Source organism: Rossellomorea aquimaris (assembly GCF_020172085.1).
Lineage (GTDB): Bacteria > Bacillota > Bacilli > Bacillales > Bacillaceae_B > Rossellomorea > Rossellomorea aquimaris_E.
Window position 1 is genome coordinate 1,480,163 of record NZ_JAIVAT010000003.1, and the last position, 18,455, is coordinate 1,498,617.

Here is an 18,455-nt window from a genome sequence, read left to right on the forward strand (position 1 = left end):
GAAGAAGAAATGGTATGGTCATTTAGATAAAAAGTGCTCATTTCTCCTCCCCCTTTCATTGTATTCAGAATTTTCCTTCTGTTAGTGTATTAAATATACAGGATTTGGTCAAGGGAATTTTTCCACAATTAACCTCATTTCAACAATGCACCAATCAATCACCTACTTATATCAACTCGTCTTTAAGTTTCATGATCACTTCTTTCATTGTAACTACCCCAAGGTTACCTTCCTTCCTTTTTCGGAGAGACACCGATTGCTGATGAAGTTCTTTATCCCCTATCACCATCATATATGGAACTTTCTGCATCTCTGCCTCTCTGATCTTCAATCCGACTTTCTCAGCTCGATCGTCTAACTCCACCCTTAAACCTTCATTTTCCAACTGAAATTTTACTTCTTCGGCAAAGGCGTTATGAGCTTCAGAAATAGGAAGGATCTTCACCTGATGAGGAGCTAACCAAAGAGGGAAGTCACCTCCAAAATGTTCTATGATGATAGCAAGGAAACGCTCAATGGAACCATAAATAGCACGATGGATCATAATCGGCATCTGGACTTGATTGTCTTCACCGATATATTGACACTGAAATTTTTCAGGCATTTGAAAATCGAGTTGAACCGTCCCACACTGCCAGCTTCTTCCGAGAATATCAAGAATATGAAAGTCGATTTTCGGTCCGTAGAAGGCTCCGTCTCCTTCGTTGATATGATAATCAACTCCTCTATCCTTCAATACTCCTTCTAGATCATCTTCTGCTTGATTCCAAAGATCTACAGATCCCATAAAGTCTTCCGGGCGAGTAGAAAGCTCGACTTTGTAGTCAAAACCGAATTTCCCATAGAAACGATCAATGAGATCGAGGACTTTATGAAGTTCTTCACGAATCTGATCTTCCCTGACAAATAAATGGGCATCATCTTGAGTGAAGGAACGGACCCTCAATAATCCGCTCAATGATCCGGAAAGCTCATGGCGGTGAACCAACCCGAGCTCTCCAAAGCGGAGGGGTAATTCACGATAACTTCTTTTCTTACTTTTATAAATGAGTACGGCACCTGGACAACTCATAGGCTTGATGGCATATTTCTGATCGTCCACTTCTGAGAAGTACATGTTTTCATGGTAATGATCCCAATGACCCGACTTCTCCCAAAGCTCTTGTTTCATCATGATCGGTGTCCGGATTTCCTGGTAGCCCGCCTTTCTGTGTTCCCTCTTCCAGAAATCCTCCAGTTCATTCCGTAACAGCATGCCTTTCGGTAAATAAAAGGGCATCCCCGGGGCCTCTTCCATGGAAATGAACAATTCAAGCTCCTGACCCAATTTTCGATGATTTCTCTTTTCAACTTCTGATTGGATAGACATCATTTTATTTCCTCCTTAAGATTTTTTTATATAAAAAACCGCATTCATCCCTAACCAAGGGACGAATGCGGTCGTGGTACCACCCTAATTCCGAAGTGCTCAACAACATGAACACTTCGCTCAAGTAAGATAACGGTTTTCCCGATTATGGATACTTTGATTTCCCCATAATAGCTCCGAGGTGGTAAATCAATTCCCTTTCTTCAGGGCTTGCAGCCTCATGACCCTGTTCTCTGGTAAGAAGGTAAAAATGATTTGTGTCCTCTTCTTAGCGATTTGCTTATTCAAAAATAAAAAACCGCACTCATCCCTAACCAAGGGACGAGTGCGGTCGTGGTTCCACCCTAATTTCAAAGAGTATAAAGAAACTCTTCGCTTAAGTAAGATAACGGTTTTCCCGATCATGGATACTGCACCTTCTCCATGATAGCTCCAAGGCGGTAAAACATCCATTTCTCTTCAAGGCTCTCAGCCGGTGACCCTGATCTCTGATTAAGAGAAGATTGAATGAATCATGTCCTCTTCTTTGCTTTCATATAGTATATTCCAATTCGTATAAAAGTGTTATTGAAATTATATGGGAGTATTTACTAACTGTCAAGCGTCATTTTATACAAAAATAACCAAGATCATACCGACAAGTACCAGCCCACAATACCATTCACAAATCAATGTATATCTTTCTTCTTGAACCTTCCTCCCCTTACCTCTGCAATATCCGCAATGGCGAGAAAGGCGGATGGATCATGTTCTGCCACAATGTCTTTCAACTTTGCCTCTTCCAGACGGGTGATAACACAGAATATCACTTTTTTATCATCTCCTGAAAAGGCTCCTTCCCCCCTTAAATAGGTAACCCCTCTACCTAACCGGTGCAGGAGGGCATCTCCGATTTCTTCATAATTTTCACTAATGATCCAGACGGATTTTGATTCATCCAGCCCTTTTATCGTAATATCTATGATTTTAAAGGCCACATAATAGGCAAGTAATGAATACATGGCTCTATCCCAGCTGAACACAAAGCCTGCACTTGCTAATATGAAAAGATTTACAAACATGATGATTTCACCGACTGAGAAGGGAAGCCTTTTACTGGATAAGATTGCGAGGATTTCTGTCCCGTCAAGTGAACCTCCATAACGGATGACCATACCTACTCCTATCCCGAGGACAATGCCTCCGAATAAGGATGCCAGTAGAATATCTTGAGTGAAAGCTGCGACAGGGTGCAGAAAAGTAGTAGACACAGATAATATGACAATGCCATAAAGGGTAGAGAATGCGAAGGTTTTTCCGATTTGTTTATAACCGATGAAGAAAAAAGGGATATTTAAGATGAAGATAAAAAGTCCGAGCTTTACGCCGGTTATGTGCGAGAGCATGATGGAGACACCGACGATCCCTCCATCAATGACTTGGTTGGGGACGAGGAAAATCTCTAGGCCGACAGCCATAATCACAGCACCTGCCGTAATCAGTATGGCCCGCTTCACCACTTCTTTCAGGGGAATCTTCTTATGCATGATCTTTACCTGCTGTGGTTCATGTATGATCTGACCTTCCATCTTCATTCCTCCTCGTATAAGATATTCTCACGATACAGGCGCTGAAATCCGATAAACCCAAAGACCACCAATACACACCGAATATGTACCTTCTCCTGATCCATCCCACAAAAAGGGCTTGTATAATCTATATATTCTATTCGCCCAGCTAAAATACCTTCAAATCATGAGGGACGGACCTTGAAATGAAGGAACTCAGACAAGGCAAAAGAAAAAGAAAAACGCTTGAAACATGCTTTAACACTACTTTTTCTGTAAATGCGGAAGAGAAATAACTGTTCTATTTGGAGGTCCGTCCCTCATAAGATAGTAAGATTTGACTAATACGGGAAAATGAAGTATTTTTATTATTTGTATGTTCATGTTTGTATGAGCTCTGGGGAGGTTTTTTATCCCTTAGTTTAGTAGTTTTTTTGGAGGCTTTGCTTTTGATTACATTAATCAAATCACTATTGGTCAATATTACGATTTTATTTTCCTTTGCTTATAATGCCAATGTATTGTTTCCTTTTAAAGAGAAACAGGAATCCGCGTTTAAACACAAGATCACATACGGGCTGGTTGCATCATTCGGCGCATTATTATGTATGCTGTACCCGATTGAAACTCTTGGGGAAACCCACTTTGATTTACGGATGATCGCGATATTGATTGTGACCATTTATGCAGGCTTCCTTTCTGGTTCCATCGTTCTTTGCTGCGTAATCTTTTTCCGGTATCTGATCGGAGGTCCCTATGTTGCCGTAGGCATTGCTGTATCAGTGCTTCCGTTTATAATCGGGATTCTCTTTCGAAAGATGCTATTGAAGACACAGTACAAATTATTGGTAAGTACCGTCATTTTTATCATTCACGCACTTTTTTACATCGCCATCATTAAAGCATTCATTCCAATTCTGCACTTGCCATTTTATTTTACGTACTTTACGGTGTTCTATTTTACATTTCTAGCTTTGGTATACATCATCGAACATTTAGTCCGCACCAATAAACAAATAGAAGAAATGGTATATCTGGACAAGTTGAATATGGTCGGACAAATGGCGGCTTCCATCGCACATGAGATCCGCAATCCCCTTGCAACTGTAAGAGGATTCATACAACATCTAAGCGAGGACTCACAGGACGCTAGATTGAAGAAGTACTCACCACTTATCCTGAATGAATTGGATCGAACAAACAAAATCATTACCGACTATCTGAACGTAGCAAAACCGAGCGGATTTCAATTGTCCAGTCTCAACCTTGAAAACGTCATAGGTGATTGCGTGGACCTATTAAGTCCCTTCGCAGCCTATTCCAACACAACCATTCTCTTTGACGGGACAGGCTCCCATCATATTAAAGGGGATGAGGACCATTTGAAACAAGCCATTATGAACGTCATAAAGAACGGGATAGAATCCATTGAAGGTCAAGGCGAAATGTCGATTTGTCTAAAAGAAGACCCATTCTCTAAATCTATCATCATCACGATCTCGGACAACGGAAAAGGGATGACCGGAGAGGAATTAAAGAAAATCGGCTTACCCTTTTATACGACGAAAACAAAAGGAACCGGACTCGGGAGTATGGTGACCAATAAGCTCATTCGCGAAATGGGGGGAATGATTGAATACGAAAGTGAATTGAACAAAGGAACCATCGTTCGGATCAAACTTCCTCTTATAACAAATCAATAACACCATTAAAGAGCTTAGTCATTCTAAGCTCTTTTCTTATGAGGATTCCATCACCCTTCCCTCTCTAACTGTGATACACTTATTCTATCAGGATTTTCCAATACATATTTTTTGGAAGGAAGGAATGTAATCATGAATAAAAGACGCACCTTTCTTTTTTTTATTATTGTCGTCATAACACTCAGTATTATCTCGATACTCAACAAACCAACTGAAAATGATTATGAAAAGTGGCTAAAAAAGGAGTATGGGATTGACTGTAAAGAAGACTGTTCCATTATCGAAATGAAATTTATCAATGAGGATATAACGGAAAGAATCAAGTATGCTGACGTAAAGGGGACCAATTCTTCCGGTCTATTCACCCTCCGCATCAATCGACAATACCAAAGTCTCAATGACCCTGAGAACATGATGAATATTGATGTCATCGGGTTCAATGGAAGGTTCTATACACTGACTTCAAGGAATGGACCGAAATGAGTTTACATAACTATATTATGATTCACTTAATAACCCCTAGCTTAAAAGCCGGGGGTTATACATCCTATTACTCCAAAAATCTCAATAAATCTCCATACACAATATCATCTGACCGCCTTAATTCCTCCCTTACCTTTTCCTTGTATGGCTCGCAACGTGAGTCACTGACTGGTTTTTCACCTATATTGCTGTAGCAAGCATTGTCTTGAAAAATATACTTCTCCGTAATGAAATCCCCATCCCGAAAGATAACAGGATGATTTCCATCTCTAGTAAACAGACTGTGCCCAAATGAAAGGGTGTCCTTCGATTCGATGCCCAATAAATGTAGGATGGTCGCGCGGATATCAATCTCCCCTCCAATGGTTTCAATCGTTTTCGCTTTTTCACCAGGTACATGAATGATAAGGGGTACCTGTTGGAGCTTGGCATGATTTACAGGAGTATCCTCTTGACCCAGAAGTTCAAACACTCCCTGTTCATATTTTTCAGAAATCCCGTAATGATCCCCATAAAGGACGACTACTGTATTCTGATACATTCCATTTGATTTTAGTTTCTCAAATAACGCCTTAATGGCTTCATCTTCATATCTCACCGTTGTAACATAACGATTTACAACATCTTCACTGGTAGAAGCCTCTTCAATGAACTGATCATGTTCTTCCAATAGGAACGGAAAGTGATTCGTCAATGTAATCAGACGTGTATAGAATGGCTGCGGAATTTCCTCTAGATAGGTAAATGTCTGATCAAAAAATGGAATGTCCTTAATCCCGTAATTCACCGAATTTTCTTCGGTCACGGTGTAATCCCTCTTGGAAAAATAGCGATCGTACCCAAGCGACTCATACATGGATTCACGGTTCCAGAATGTCCGGTCATTACCGTGAAATACAGCTGCATAATAATCTTCCTGTGCTTTCAGGAGATGAGGAAGACTTCTGTATGTATTGTCGGGTTTCCTCACAAATGCTGATCCGCTTGATAAAGGGTATAATCCCGTGTCGATCATAAACTCTGCATCCGATGTTTTTCCCTGTGCGGTCTGATCATAAATATTCGTAAAGTAAAAACTATCCTTTATCAATTCATTCAGGAACGGTGTAATTTCTTCTCCATTGATTTTTTGATTGATTGCAAAATTCTGTGTAGATTCCATACTGACTAAAATCAAGTTTTTCCCTTCAGCAACCCCAAATAAGTCCGACGGTTCTTGTTTGGACGACTTTGTATACCTTAAGGACGCCTCTGTGTCTGATTTGCCTGCAAGCAGGTACGAGATCGGGTTCGTAGCTGCAATCGCGATATCGTATAAATGCTAATTGAATGGTCCGATTGATTTAACCAGTTGCTCCCTGTCGTAGGACTCTGCAAATAAATAAGGAGATCTCACCAAACCAATCACAAGTGTACTCATTAGTAAAGTCACACTTAATCCTATGTAGCTGAACTTCCATTTCCGTGATAAAACGGTGGCTCCCCTTGGTTTTCCCTTTAGTATCCATCCAGCCAAGAGGATATCTACCAATAACAGAATATCCCAGGGGCTCATCAGTTCAAATGTGCTTGGCCCGATCCCTCCCACGTTTTTAAACTGAAAAAGAATAGGGACCGTTACGAAATCTGAATAAAACCGAAAGTAAAGAAGGTCACCGTATAGGAGACCGGTTACAATCCCCATCAGAATGATAACCAGGATCGGTTTCAATTTCCTAAAGAAGAAAAAGCTGAATCCAATCAATATCAATAACGATCCAACCGGATTAAATAGAATAAGTAAGATGTCAAGAAATGATTCCACGTGCAGGTTGAACCCTAAGAGCGATACCAAAACGGTTTTGACCCATAGGGACAGAATCGCGAACCCTGCCAATTGTTCGTTGCTAAATGCCAAAAGAAATTTTTTCACTTCACTCATTGGATTACCTTTGGATCCCTCATGCTTTGAAATTCTCTTGTGAGAACAGACATTGCGTTCAATACCTTCCATTCATTTTGCGATCCCATGAGTGCCACTTGAACCCAATTCCTGTTAATCAAGTATTTACTTTCGTAGCTTAATAAGATGCCAGCCCCTTTACAGACATCTCCAAATTGTCTACTGCATAGTTCCTTGTTTAGAGCGACTGTAATTACCCAGGGAGCATACGATTCACCCTCAAGCAGATGTAAACCTTCTTGTTTTAATAAGCGCCTTACTTTTTGGGAAATTATAAGATTTTTTTCATAGTCGACCACCTGTAAGGCTTCATTTAACGCACCCAGAAGGTTGGATGAATGAGTAAACGGGACGCTTCCACCGTTCGTAGCATACATCCCCACATCCAGATATCTTGGGATGGAATCACTTGGATTGATTTTATCACGATGAAATATCAGAGCCAGACCGGGATAAGACCCCAGTGCCTTTCCACTTACAGAGCTTGCGAGATAAACATTTTTTTAATCAATCGGAATCGCACCTACGGAACTGCAGGCATCCACACAAAGCTCTACATCGTATTTTTGACATAGCGAAAGAAGCTTCCCTATTTTGTATAAGTACCCCGTTGATGTCTCACAATGAACAGTCCAAAGCCATTTTATACCTGGATCACATTGGAGTACGGTCTCAATTTCATCCAATGTAATCCGGTCATTCCATTCCTTTTCAATGGTATGAAAAGATAAATCGAATCGTTTTCCATGATCCATCAACCTATAACCAAATTCTCCATTTGCAAGAATGAGCCCCCTTCCGGATAGCTTTGTCAGTTGAGCAGCTACCATATCATTGGCAAGAGTACCGGTTCCCACTGCCACCTGAACATGATTCGCACTTGTCATTTTCCTTAAGTTCTTTCGCACCTCTTCCATTTCTTGAAGAAATAAACTGCTCCTATGTGAAATAGCTTCCTTTTTAAAGGCATCTTCCACCCTTTTATGACGGGGAACGGGTCCAGGAAGAAATACATGAGGAAGGGTTTCTTCAGACTTTCGTACCATCAAGCGCCGAAACGCTTTGGTAGAATTCTCAAAACTTTCACGAGTCAGATACATGGGCTGAAATCTCGCAGCATCTTTACCGACGAGTTTTGCAAACGGACGAAAGCCCATACGCTTATATAGTTTAAGCTGCCGAACAGTACCTGAGATCAAGGCCATGGTATATCCCTTTTCTAAACAATGTGATAGAAGCACCTCACATAATTGATAGAATACCCTCGTACTCCTATATGTTTCCTTAACAGATAAAAGCCTGATTTCACACAGTACGGAATGTGGGGGCAAATACTCATCCAAGTTGCCCAACTTTTGATCCAACGAAAAAGGTCTGTCAGATCTTACGGCAATCATTCCCACAACTTCATCTCCAGCCTTTGCGATGACATATGTATTTTCATCGTGAAACCGATCCTTAAGCATGCGACTATCATTTATTTCATGCTGAGGGATTTCCTCTACGAACGTTTGATAATTTAAAGAGTATATTTGTTGAAATTCATCCGGATCTCTTGCAATCTTATATTGCAACATTTGACTATTCATACTTGTACCTCCTATGTTTGAACTGAATGGTGAAATGATCGGTTATGGGATAACAGAATAATCACAAATAAAATTCCCAAGCCAGCAGATTTAATGAATGAATCCTCAATCATAATGGCTGTTATGGGAATGGAAGCCATTGAAAGAAAACCGGCTAATGTGTACTTCCTGATTACGATGTAAACACCACCCATCATGATGGCAAAGACAACGATACTTAACGGACAAAGAAATAAAGCAGAAGCCAAATAGGCGACAATCCCCTTACCGCCATGAAATCCGAGTTGGAAGGGAAATAGATGTCCCATCACTACCATTAAAGAGCTTAGGATTAAATAGCCTTCTCCCTTGATCAGGACGGATGTGATGAATAATGCGAGAATCACTTTTCCTGCATCAATGAAAATCGTCAACAAGAATCCTTTCTTGCCTGCCATCCTTCCTGCATTCGTAGCCCCTACATTCCCGCTTCCGACCTTCCGGATATCCTTTCCAGTGAAAGCTTTTACAATATAATAAGCTCCTGTTATACTTCCCAGAGCGTAAGAAAGCATCATGATTAGACTTATTGTCAAACTGTGACTCATGTTACCTGCTCCCTGCTATTCTTATATGTTAATAGACGGTAGAACCATGTAAAAAGTTTCATATATTTACCTTTTCTTCTTTCCTTCTCTTCTTAACGATGATAAAAGGGGCATATAAAATAATAAAAAGAAAAAAACTGACCCCTTCCAAGGAAATCAGATACCAAGGATATTCTCCCAAATAATCAATGGGACTTGCATTATAAGGTTTATGCATGAGAAACATATAATTCGCTCCAACCATTTTGTTGACTAAATAAGCGAATAAGGCAAACCCATTTAATGCAAAAAATGCCCGGATCAAGGAACCGAATGTCAGTCTGAACCCTTCGATCCACACCATGTACAAACAAGCTACTACAATCGTTAAATGGGCAAGAAAGAATTGAAAATACCGGAAGTGAGGAAATCCGAAAAAAAGCTCCGGTGTGATGATGGCTATAAACGCACCTGACATACTGACAAAGAAACCGATTTCAAAGATCCGATAGCTTCTGGTCAACAACATGATGATACAAAGATACAATGATAATGAACATAGTTGAAATGGCAGGTTGACGGCTACTTCCCAATGATCATTGATGATATACCACACTTGAAAAGACGCCTCACTCAATACAAGTAAAACAACCAGGGTCCATTTGAATATTCTTTTCATATTCCCTTGAATACGATGTCTTCCTGCAAATAACCCCACCATGCAGCCAACCGAAACAAGAATGGCTGCCAAATGAGAAACAGAAAACAACTCAAAAGGATACTCGTCATACCTGAAATTCAATACATCCCAAAACAAACCCACAATCCCCCCAAACCGACTCCATCTATACTATATTCTACCAATACCCCCTCATTTCCTTTATAGGGACGGACCTCAATTTCCTCATCCACTTTCTTTATTTAGAGCCCTTTTCCATCATTTCTGCAGGGACGGACCTCTTCATTTATCTATATTATTCTCGACATTCCATTGCCCCCACACTTGACCCTTTCACAAATAAAAAATCCCACTTCATCATTGAAATGGGATTTTCAAGCTATTGAACCTTTCGCAGCGGAAGATTCTGATTGTTATAAATGAAATCGAGGGCAAGCCGGTTAAACTCAGATGGCTTTTCTACATTGCAAACGTGTCCGCAATCCTCAAGAAATACTTTCACAGCAGAAGAATCCCCTTTTGTGTCTTCATCAAGTGAATCAACAAAAAGATGATCTTCTTTTCCTGATATATAGAGCTTCGGGATATGTGCTGCCCTTTCCTGTACGCAGGCGTAAGTTGCTTTAATATAGGGTGTAAGTCGATACCACGCCAGAAAATCCTGTCGTTTCATTCTCTTCGCTTCCCGAATAAACAACTTTCTTGAAATACTATGATTGCTTTTTGGCATCATGACATATGCGAATAACTTATATAACCACATGAATGGAATCAATTTTTTGACCGCATGACCAATATGCAACAGGGTGTTTGAGAATAACGTAAAACGCGTGATGCATCCTCCCAAAACCGCTGATTTCACACGCTCGGGTGCTTGTTGCATTAAATGGTGAATGACCACTGAACCGAGGGATATCCCAATAAAATGGGCCCGCTCAATCTTGATCTCATCCAGCACTTCCACGACTTCACGTACAATTAAATCAATCGTAAAAGGTTCATCATACGATTCCACCCCTGGCGATTTGCCATGACCAGGCAAGTGAATCGTCACTACATTGTAGTACTTTTTAAAGGTTTCCAATTGCTTGCAAAAAATCTTTGACGTCCCTCCAATTCCATGAAGGAAAACCACATACTCTTTGCCGACTCCCTGATGTACGGTGTATTCTAGCATCTATTTCTCCTTAAAAACAGCACAACCTACCAAAAGTGTGGAATGGATCACGCGGTTGAACCAGACGGATCATCAATAAGATCATCGGTTTGGATCTACCTGACATGAAGCACTCTACTCTCTTGAAGCCTTACCTTAATGTATCTTTATTCTATCTTACCTTAAGGTTCTTTGTCATATAGATTCTGAAGAAATTCCGAACTTTTTGTGTTATCAGATTGTAATTTCACCATTATTTTTATTCGTTTCGTCCCTTACATGTAGTCAAATATCTACCTTAAAGTATAAAACGTTGATAAAACCATTGAACATTTATACCTGACAAAATGTTTGCATCTACTCTTTATACTATCCATGTTAAGCACGGTAAGGATTCCTACTAAACATATAAATACGATTTTTGAATACATATTACTCCCCCATATCTTTATTCACATATGCTGCCTCGATCTTCCTGTTGCGGAGGCTGCTCCATCCAACCTCTTTCCACTAAGAGTTTGAGGCCATCAGACCCATATTTCATAATTTCCGTCACAAACAGTGTGTAATGAACAGCCAGGTCCTTTCTTGTTGACATCGTTATAGCATGACAAAGCGTCGTCAGACCGACTGAGTTCGAAGAAGATATAAAAAACAACATCAACTTCTCTGAAAACGGTGGCTTTGTAGAGGCAGTAATCTCCATGGAAACTGGATACGTCGGAAATGCATCGTCTTTCACAAGTACATGATTAAACGTCGTAATCTGCTTTTCACTCAGTTTTTTCCCTTTCCTTAAATAATCCTTTACTTCTTTGTCTTTAGACGTTTGTATGAATCCTTTCAATAAAATGATGCCTATGCAATTCCGCTCAATCACAAAGAATAATTCACTCAGTTCGAGGGCGTTCAGTGGCCTCTTATCCCCTAACCAGCTTTCCATCAAGGAGGGCTGATGAGAAATATACTGTATGGATTGAGGGTAATTCATTTTAGGTGGCCGGTCATAAATTCCTTTTTCCAACATCAATTGCAAGGATTGTTTATACAATGTTAGAGCTTTCGTCAGGCACTGTTCGAAAAGGTCATACACATCTGAACGGGCAACAGCCCCCACAATTGTCGTGTAGTGACTACTTGTGACCTGACCCCCTCTATAGACAAAGCTCAGAGCAAATAAATCCGAGTAAAGAGGTGGTGCCTTTGTATCTACATCCTTTTCTGTGAAGCCATTCGGAATCGGAAAGCCTTCAGAAATATAAAGGTTTCTGATTTTATTCATCGTTTCAATATTCGTCATCAAACTTTCCTCAACAACGGATTTGATCCTTTCGTCTTTCAGGTATGTAAGAAAATGTGTGTAAAAGCAATTAAGCGCCGAGCACTTAATATAAGTCGTCCATAATGCGGAGATTTCTGCAGTAGTCAATTTGATGTCTTGGTCCTCCATCTTACGACTCCTTTTCTTTTTACTATAGTGTTTTCCTAATGTTGTAAATTATTCTCCATTCATTGGTCATGTATCTATAGTCTCAGCTGTCATATTCCATTAATCCAATGTTCACACAAGCTTTTCAAACATGATGAATTTCTTTCAAATTCATATTATATCCTTATTTTGAGTTTACTTCAGAAGGGAGAATGTAAAATGAATACACTAGTAAAGAAAGTTTGTTTATCTGCGGCAATGATTGGGCTAGGCGCCTCTTCCGTTCAGCCTGCACTTGCGGAAACTGGTCATCCAGCAATGAATGACAACCAAATCTTGAACATTGCGCACAGAGGAGGATCTGGATATGCTCCAGAGCATACTCTTCCATCTTATGAACTGGGAGACGAAATGGGAGGGGACTACATAGAGCTTGATCTGCAGATGACAAAAGACGGTGAATTGATTGCCATGCATGATGAAACGCTTGATCGAACAACTGATGGAACTGGACTGGTAAAAGATTATACACTGGCAGAAATCAAGGGTTTGGATGCTGGTTCATGGTTTAATGATATGCACCCTGATATGGCCAAGCCTGAATACAATGGCTTGAAGGTTCAAACGCTTGAAGAAATCATCCAACACTTTGGAAAAGACAAGCACTACTACATTGAAACAAAATCTCCTGAAGTATATCCAGGTATGGAGAAAAAATTACTTCAAATTCTGAATGAGTACAATCTGATAAGGAAAAATGGACCTTCAAGTAAAGTGATCATACAGTCCTTTAGTGAAGAAAGTCTTCAAAAAGTACATGATATGAACGAAGATATCCCACTTGTTCAATTAATTGATTATAAGACGGATGCCACTATTACGGAAGATGAGCTTGACCACTACGAGGAATATGCAGTTGGTCTTGGAATGAGCTATAAAAAGATCGATGAAGAATATGTAGAGAAAGTACGAGATCATGACCTTTTGGTCCACCCTTACACCGTCTTGGAAAAAGAAGATATGAAAAAATTGATCGAGTGGGGCGTGACAGGAATGTTCACCAACTACCCTGATCGTTTAGAAGAAGTATTAAAAGAAATGAAGAAGAAGTGATCATGTGGAAATAGAAAGAGCTGCCCCGGTCGGCAGCTCTTTTTATGATCCCTTCTTATATTCATATTTGACGAATAACGGTAGGAAAATTGAAATGACAAACGCCATTAACACAATCAGGAAAAAAGTTACCGGTTTTGACAATCCTTGTTCAGGAGCAATCAATAAACCGAATACAACTGCAGGCACTAAAATGAGAAAGGAAACAATAAATTTGGAAACTGAACTAATTGTATGCCTTTTTCCACATTGACTACATTCTATTGGTGAATAAGATTTCCATATGGAAAACAAAAGCTCTTTCCATCTAAATTGATTCTTACATCCATTACACTTCTGCAAAGCACTTCCCCCTATATAGCACAACTTTATTATTTTATTTTATCATTTTTCTACTGCTAGTTATAGCCGATATTCGAGGTCCGTCCCACTTTCTTTCATGAAAAAATATAATCCATGCAGGATTTTTCCCGTTTCATTCGAATATTGTACTATAACACTAATTCTCAAGGAGTAACTGAATTGATACAATCATTTAAATTAGACGTTCAAACATTTGGTCAAAAAATGCCCGTTTATTTTTTTCAAGTTGATGATGTTCTAATAGATACCGGGCCATATAGTATGAAAAATGAAGTTCGTTCGATTGTGAAAGATCTACCTATCAAAAGGGTCATTCATACTCATCACCATGAGGACCACACGGGCAATAGTGCTTGGATTGAAAGATTTTATTCCATTCCTCAATGGATTCATCCCTTGGGAGTAAACGCATGCAAACAGAGGACCAAGCTTCCATTCTACCGAGCCTTGTTCTGGCACAATCGTGCACCATTTCATCCTAGAGCTCTTCAGGAAGATGTGTTCGTTACCGAGCATCATTCATTCCAAATTGTCCATACTCCTGGCCATGCCGAGGATCACATTGTTCTTATTGATGAAGAGAAGGGGATTTGCTTCTCAGGGGATTTATATTTATTTCATTCGCCCACTTCCAATTTCTCATTTGAATCCGTTCCCGAATTGATCCGCTCCATTAATAAGACACTGTCATACTCTTTTCAAGAAGTCTATTGCTCTCATCAAGGTCATTTGAAGCATGGTAGAAAGTTATTAGAGAAGAAAAGAGATTACCTTCTTAATCTTCAAGATAACGTAAAGAAGGCTCATCTCGAAGGAAAATCAACCAAAGAAATACGCAAACACCTTTTGCCCAAAAACAAACTCTTTCAATACATCTCACTGTTTGAAAACTCGCCCACACACACCGTCAAATCGATCATTAAAGAAATATCCTAAATAAAAGGTCCGTCCCTCATCAAAGAGGGACGGACCTTTTATTCAATAGTTTTCCAGTCTTGGAATCCTGCCTTTGATATCGAAGTTGTTGATGAAATCAAGAGTCCTTGTTCCGATATACTGACAAACAATGGCATATATAATAAGGCTGAAATCGACAACGATACCTGTTAGGAGCAATACACTTCCATTAATAAAGAATAGAGTCCTCCCAGGAGAATACCCTTTCAGTTTTGATATAATGAGTGCTAAAATGTCCATTCCCCCTGAAGAAGCTCCCATCCTGAAGAGAATCCCGACCCCGATACCAAAAAGGATGCTTCCAATGAAGAGATCCACGTACACAAATGAAACAGTGCCCGCTACAACTTGATCCGAGATATCTACAACCACTGATGTAACGGATACACAATACATGGTCCAAATGGCATTTTCCTTACCCAGCCATTTCGCAGCTGCCCCCAATAAACATACATTCATCACCCAAAGGGTAACGGCAAAAGGAATATGCAGCAGGTAATGAAACAGAACACTCACACTTGCTGCTCCACCCGAAGGAATGAGGTGTGGAAACAAAAATACAGCCATAGCCAGACCTTGTATACTTGCGCCTAATGCTAACATTACAGCTTTTCTCAAAATCCTCATATCACTGCTCCCGATTCTGTAAATAAACTCTATCTCATAGTCTAGTAGCTATTTATAGATTCTGCAACATCCATTTCGCCCATGATCCTCTGTTTTCCTTAAGTCAGATCCTTCTTATTTGCCATCCTCTTTTCATGCTCGATTAACCAATTCTTTCGGGTAACACCGCCTGCATAACCCGCAAGATCACCATTTGCTCTGATCACTCTGTGACAGGGTATGATGATGGCGAGCTGGTTACATCCATTTGCCCTGGCAACTGCACGAACGGCCGATGGATGATCAATGCTTTCCGCCATGTCGGTATAAGATCTTGTTTCTCCAAGTGGGATTTTTTTTAGTTCGTACCAAACACTCTGTTGAAATGGCGAGCCAAGCATAGTGAAAGCAGTGTGAAACTCTGACAAATTGCCATTGAAATAGTCGGTCAGTTCCTTTTCGATTGAACGAAGAGGTTCAGAGGAACCAGGTATGATTGCTGCCTTTGTTTTCTCCCTTAACCTTTCCACCTCACGCTCAAGCCCCCGTCTGTCTACAAACTCTAATAAATACAATGACTTGTCATCTGAAATAGCGATCATCGGTCCCAGTTTTGTATCGATCCAAGCCGCTTTTAACACGGTACTGTGCTGTGAAGATGATGGGGGTGCCCCCATGATCCTCGAAAAAGCATCTCTAAATCCGCTCCCTGACTCATAACCTGATGCATGCTGGGCATCGATGACCTGCAATCCCGACCTGATTTCCTTCATGGCCAACCCCATTCTGCGTGCTCTTGCATATTCAACAAATGTCATACCGAATCTTTTCTTAAATTGTCGCCTTGCAGTGGACGCATCTATAGCTAGCTCCTCCAGATCCTTATTCTTCCATCGTTTCTCAGTGTCACCTTCTACCGCATCCACTAGCATCTTTACCACTTCTGAGACACTATTCGGATGAGATAAAGGTTTACACCTCTTACATGGGCGAAAGGACGCCAGAAGTGCTTGCTCTGCCGTCTCGAAGAATTCGCAGTTCTCGAATTTCGGCTTTCTGGCGGGACATGCCGGCCGGCAAAAGACACCCGTTGTTTTTACTCCAACATAGAATATCCCCTCATAATCCGTTCTTTTTTCTAACAAAGCCTGATAGTATTCCTTTTGTAAATCCAGCGATATCATCCACAATCCCTCCACGTCCTATTCTTTCTTTCATTATAATACAAAGCCAAAACAACGCCGCCGAAAATCAGGCATCAATATTTCATGAGGGACGGACCTCTGAAAAATCTCTCTAAAAAGCAGGAATTTCACTTATCAATAGATAATGTATAACGAATACAAAGAAAGGAAGGAGTTTTCCACATGTATCTTTCCATCGATCAATGGAAAAAAGCAAAAGATTACATTCAACAGCATGCAAGACCACTTGAACAGAAGTTATTCAGCTATTACTTCGAGGAGGGAAGGAAAGAAGAAGTCATAAATGAATTATCCCTCTATCAAAATGAGGATGGAGGATTCGGTCGATCCATCGAACCTGACTTTCGCCTGGACAGTTCCTCCCCACTCGCAACCACTATTGGATTACAGAACGCAAAGAATATAGGACTAGATTCCGACCATCCCATCGTCCAAAAGGCACTCGAATACCTCCATCACACATATGATGAAGAAATCCAAGGATGGAATGCTGTATCAGAGAAGGTCAATTCCGTGCCACATGCTCCTTGGTGGCACTTTGACCCTAAAAAGGGCCATTGCGGCGTACAAACCACCTGGGCAAATCCCAATGCTGAAATTGTAGGTTACTTTCATCGGTACTCTCCTCAGCATTCCCGACTTTCGGAATGGACGGATAAAGCCCTCCATGAGCTTAAACAATTGCCCCATCCTATAGACATGCATGATTTTCTCTGTTATGCGCGAATGTTGCAAGAGGTTCATGGAGAGACGAAATCGACCTTGTACACCATTCTCATAAGCCATGTCAGGGATACAGTATGTACAGATCCTTCAAAGTGGAATGAGTACGTGGCCAAACCACTTCAGGTAGCGAATGAGCCTGCCTCTCCATTTTTTGAAGCTCTTAAAGAGGAGATACACATTCAATTGAATCAGGAGGCAATGAATCAGTATCCACAAGGTTATTGGCAGCCCAATTGGTCCTGGTTCGGACAATTTGAGAATACTTGGCCCATTGCTGAAACGGAGTGGCGGGGGATTCTGACCCTGGAAATGTTACGAGTATTTAAGGCGTATGATGGGATAGGTCTTAAATAGAAGGTGCATATTATTGGGCCATAAATAAACACCAGAGACAAATGTCTCCGGTGTTCTTTCCATTATTGAAAGTTATTGACAAACCAACTCTTCGCTTCTTCTACTTCTTCCCTGCGAAGCTCATGTCCGCCATCTGTCCAAAACTCCGTAACAGGAGAATGAGCATCCTTTAGATTTTTTACAAGTTCCCTGGTTTCTTCTGTAGGGATAAGAGGATCTCGTTTCCCTGCTCCTATAAATACGTGAACCCTATTCAAATCAGGGAGATCCACTCCACGCCTTGGTACCATGGCATGAAATAACATGGCTCCTTTTAACGATCCAGGAATGTGATATATCAGGCTTGCTGCGATATTGGCACCATTGGAATACCCCAAGGCTACTACATTATCCCGATCAAAACCGTAAGTTTCAGCGCTTGAATCAATAAATTCATTTAATTCCCCTGTACGGAAAACCAAATCTTCCTCATCGAAGACTCCTTCTCGTAAGCGTGCAAAAAACCGTGCCATCCCATTTTCATCCACGTTCCCTTTCACACTTAAAACCGAAGCTTCCGGTGCAATCATCCCGGCAAGGGGGAGTAAATCGCGTTCATCTCCTCCTGTTCCATGAAGTAATAAGAGTGTAGGCAAATTTTTGTTTCCCTGTTTGAAAATATGTTTCAC

Annotated in this window: 19 protein-coding genes; 5 read left to right on the forward strand and 14 right to left on the reverse strand. The window is 40.6% G+C overall.

Annotated elements, in window-relative coordinates; genetic code table 11:
- Window positions 1–166: 166 nt before the first annotated feature.
- Together thrS and LCL96_RS08475 are read right to left on the reverse strand one after the other, a co-directional pair.
- On the reverse strand, window positions 167–1,372 hold the full coding sequence (gene thrS, locus LCL96_RS08470) for a threonine--tRNA ligase (RefSeq protein ID WP_412103542.1): 1,206 nt from the start codon (window positions 1,370–1,372) through the stop codon (window positions 167–169).
- Window positions 1,373–2,037: 665 nt separating this feature from the next.
- The gene (locus LCL96_RS08475; protein WP_397550983.1) at window positions 2,038–2,895 is read right to left on the reverse strand and encodes a YitT family protein; all 858 of its coding nucleotides are present in this window, start codon (window positions 2,893–2,895) and stop codon (window positions 2,038–2,040) included.
- Between the two features lie 470 nt (window positions 2,896–3,365).
- Here LCL96_RS08475 and LCL96_RS08480 point away from each other — a divergent pair, with 470 nt between their 5' ends.
- Complete coding sequence (locus tag LCL96_RS08480; RefSeq protein ID WP_224940959.1) at window positions 3,366–4,619, forward strand: ATP-binding protein; 1,254 nt, start codon at window positions 3,366–3,368, stop codon at window positions 4,617–4,619.
- A gap of 132 nt (window positions 4,620–4,751) precedes the next feature.
- Window positions 4,752–5,102, forward strand: a complete 351-nt coding sequence (locus LCL96_RS08485; RefSeq protein WP_224940960.1) for a hypothetical protein — start codon at window positions 4,752–4,754, stop codon at window positions 5,100–5,102.
- A 67-nt stretch (window positions 5,103–5,169) separates the two neighbouring features.
- On the opposite strand, the gene LCL96_RS08490 is transcribed toward LCL96_RS08485, so the two are convergent.
- The 8 genes from LCL96_RS08490 to LCL96_RS08525 all read right to left on the reverse strand — a co-directional run bounded on the left by LCL96_RS08490 (window position 5,170) and on the right by LCL96_RS08525 (window position 12,484).
- Window positions 5,170–6,279 carry an LTA synthase family protein gene (locus LCL96_RS08490; RefSeq protein ID WP_224940961.1) on the reverse strand — a complete coding sequence of 370 codons (1,110 nt, stop codon included), beginning with the start codon at window positions 6,277–6,279 and terminating at the stop codon, window positions 5,170–5,172.
- A 144-nt stretch (window positions 6,280–6,423) separates the two neighbouring features.
- The gene (locus LCL96_RS08495; protein WP_224940962.1) at window positions 6,424–7,023 is read right to left on the reverse strand and encodes a hypothetical protein; all 600 of its coding nucleotides are present in this window, start codon (window positions 7,021–7,023) and stop codon (window positions 6,424–6,426) included.
- The gene (locus tag LCL96_RS08500) at window positions 7,020–7,421 is read right to left on the reverse strand and encodes a hypothetical protein (protein ID WP_224940963.1); all 402 of its coding nucleotides are present in this window, start codon (window positions 7,419–7,421) and stop codon (window positions 7,020–7,022) included. Before LCL96_RS08500 ends, LCL96_RS08495 begins: the two co-directional genes overlap by 4 nt.
- A 126-nt stretch (window positions 7,422–7,547) precedes the next feature.
- Window positions 7,548–8,633 carry an aminotransferase class V-fold PLP-dependent enzyme gene (locus LCL96_RS08505; RefSeq protein ID WP_224940964.1) on the reverse strand — a complete coding sequence of 362 codons (1,086 nt, stop codon included), beginning with the start codon at window positions 8,631–8,633 and terminating at the stop codon, window positions 7,548–7,550.
- 11 nt (window positions 8,634–8,644) lie between these two features.
- Window positions 8,645–9,220: a glycerol-3-phosphate acyltransferase gene (locus LCL96_RS08510; protein ID WP_224940965.1), complete on the reverse strand. Its 576-nt coding sequence runs from the start codon at window positions 9,218–9,220 to the stop codon at window positions 8,645–8,647.
- Between the two features lie 58 nt (window positions 9,221–9,278).
- Window positions 9,279–10,016: a TIGR02206 family membrane protein gene (locus tag LCL96_RS08515; protein ID WP_224940966.1), complete on the reverse strand. Its 738-nt coding sequence runs from the start codon at window positions 10,014–10,016 to the stop codon at window positions 9,279–9,281.
- A 241-nt stretch (window positions 10,017–10,257) separates the two neighbouring features.
- Window positions 10,258–11,055, reverse strand: coding sequence for an alpha/beta fold hydrolase (locus LCL96_RS08520; RefSeq protein WP_224940967.1), 798 nt, complete (start codon window positions 11,053–11,055; stop codon window positions 10,258–10,260).
- Window positions 11,056–11,482: 427 nt separating this feature from the next.
- A complete protein-coding gene (locus tag LCL96_RS08525) occupies window positions 11,483–12,484 on the reverse strand; it encodes a DUF3231 family protein (protein ID WP_224940968.1) in 1,002 nt (333 codons plus the stop codon).
- A 198-nt stretch (window positions 12,485–12,682) separates the two neighbouring features.
- On the opposite strand from LCL96_RS08525, the gene LCL96_RS08530 reads away from it, so the two are divergent.
- On the forward strand, window positions 12,683–13,576 hold the full coding sequence (locus tag LCL96_RS08530; protein ID WP_397550966.1) for a glycerophosphodiester phosphodiesterase: 894 nt from the start codon (window positions 12,683–12,685) through the stop codon (window positions 13,574–13,576).
- Between the two features lie 42 nt (window positions 13,577–13,618).
- Here LCL96_RS08530 and LCL96_RS23700 read toward each other — a convergent pair whose 3' ends face one another.
- Window positions 13,619–13,942 (reverse strand): TIGR04104 family putative zinc finger protein, encoded by a 324-nt coding sequence (locus tag LCL96_RS23700; RefSeq protein WP_412103543.1) that lies wholly within the window; start codon window positions 13,940–13,942, stop codon window positions 13,619–13,621.
- Window positions 13,943–14,098: 156 nt separating this feature from the next.
- Between LCL96_RS23700 and LCL96_RS08540 the strand changes: the two genes are divergently transcribed.
- Window positions 14,099–14,875, forward strand: coding sequence for an MBL fold metallo-hydrolase (locus LCL96_RS08540; RefSeq protein WP_224940970.1), 777 nt, complete (start codon window positions 14,099–14,101; stop codon window positions 14,873–14,875).
- A gap of 42 nt (window positions 14,876–14,917) precedes the next feature.
- Here the strand turns inward: LCL96_RS08540 and LCL96_RS08545 are convergent, their stop codons facing one another.
- Window positions 14,918–15,523: a YitT family protein gene (locus LCL96_RS08545; protein ID WP_224940971.1), complete on the reverse strand. Its 606-nt coding sequence runs from the start codon at window positions 15,521–15,523 to the stop codon at window positions 14,918–14,920.
- Window positions 15,524–15,621: 98 nt separating this feature from the next.
- The gene (locus tag LCL96_RS08550; RefSeq protein WP_224940972.1) at window positions 15,622–16,686 is read right to left on the reverse strand and encodes a bifunctional transcriptional activator/DNA repair enzyme AdaA; all 1,065 of its coding nucleotides are present in this window, start codon (window positions 16,684–16,686) and stop codon (window positions 15,622–15,624) included.
- A 183-nt stretch (window positions 16,687–16,869) separates the two neighbouring features.
- Here LCL96_RS08550 and LCL96_RS08555 point away from each other — a divergent pair, with 183 nt between their 5' ends.
- Window positions 16,870–17,787: a hypothetical protein gene (locus LCL96_RS08555; RefSeq protein ID WP_224940973.1), complete on the forward strand. Its 918-nt coding sequence runs from the start codon at window positions 16,870–16,872 to the stop codon at window positions 17,785–17,787.
- Window positions 17,788–17,849: 62 nt separating this feature from the next.
- Here LCL96_RS08555 and LCL96_RS08560 read toward each other — a convergent pair whose 3' ends face one another.
- Window positions 17,850–18,455, reverse strand: coding sequence for an alpha/beta hydrolase (locus LCL96_RS08560; protein WP_224940974.1), 606 nt, complete (start codon window positions 18,453–18,455; stop codon window positions 17,850–17,852).

Coding starts and splice junctions, on each gene's coding strand:
- LCL96_RS08505 (WP_224940964.1), bottom strand. CDS start 8,633: ATGAATAGTCAAATGTTGCAATATAAGATTGCAAGAGATCCGGATGAA.
- LCL96_RS08545 (WP_224940971.1), bottom strand. CDS start 15,523: ATGAGGATTTTGAGAAAAGCTGTAATGTTAGCATTAGGCGCAAGTATA.
- LCL96_RS08500 (WP_224940963.1), bottom strand. CDS start 7,421: ATGTATGCTACGAACGGTGGAAGCGTCCCGTTTACTCATTCATCCAAC.
- LCL96_RS08525 (WP_224940968.1), bottom strand. CDS start 12,484: ATGGAGGACCAAGACATCAAATTGACTACTGCAGAAATCTCCGCATTA.
- LCL96_RS08485 (WP_224940960.1), top strand. CDS start 4,752: ATGAATAAAAGACGCACCTTTCTTTTTTTTATTATTGTCGTCATAACA.
- LCL96_RS08530 (WP_397550966.1), top strand. CDS start 12,683: ATGAATACACTAGTAAAGAAAGTTTGTTTATCTGCGGCAATGATTGGG.
- LCL96_RS08550 (WP_224940972.1), bottom strand. CDS start 16,686: ATGATATCGCTGGATTTACAAAAGGAATACTATCAGGCTTTGTTAGAA.
- LCL96_RS08495 (WP_224940962.1), bottom strand. CDS start 7,023: ATGAGTGAAGTGAAAAAATTTCTTTTGGCATTTAGCAACGAACAATTG.
- LCL96_RS08475 (WP_397550983.1), bottom strand. CDS start 2,895: ATGCATAAGAAGATTCCCCTGAAAGAAGTGGTGAAGCGGGCCATACTG.
- thrS (WP_412103542.1), bottom strand. CDS start 1,372: ATGATGTCTATCCAATCAGAAGTTGAAAAGAGAAATCATCGAAAATTG.
- LCL96_RS08510 (WP_224940965.1), bottom strand. CDS start 9,220: ATGAGTCACAGTTTGACAATAAGTCTAATCATGATGCTTTCTTACGCT.
- LCL96_RS08555 (WP_224940973.1), top strand. CDS start 16,870: ATGTATCTTTCCATCGATCAATGGAAAAAAGCAAAAGATTACATTCAA.
- LCL96_RS08520 (WP_224940967.1), bottom strand. CDS start 11,055: ATGCTAGAATACACCGTACATCAGGGAGTCGGCAAAGAGTATGTGGTT.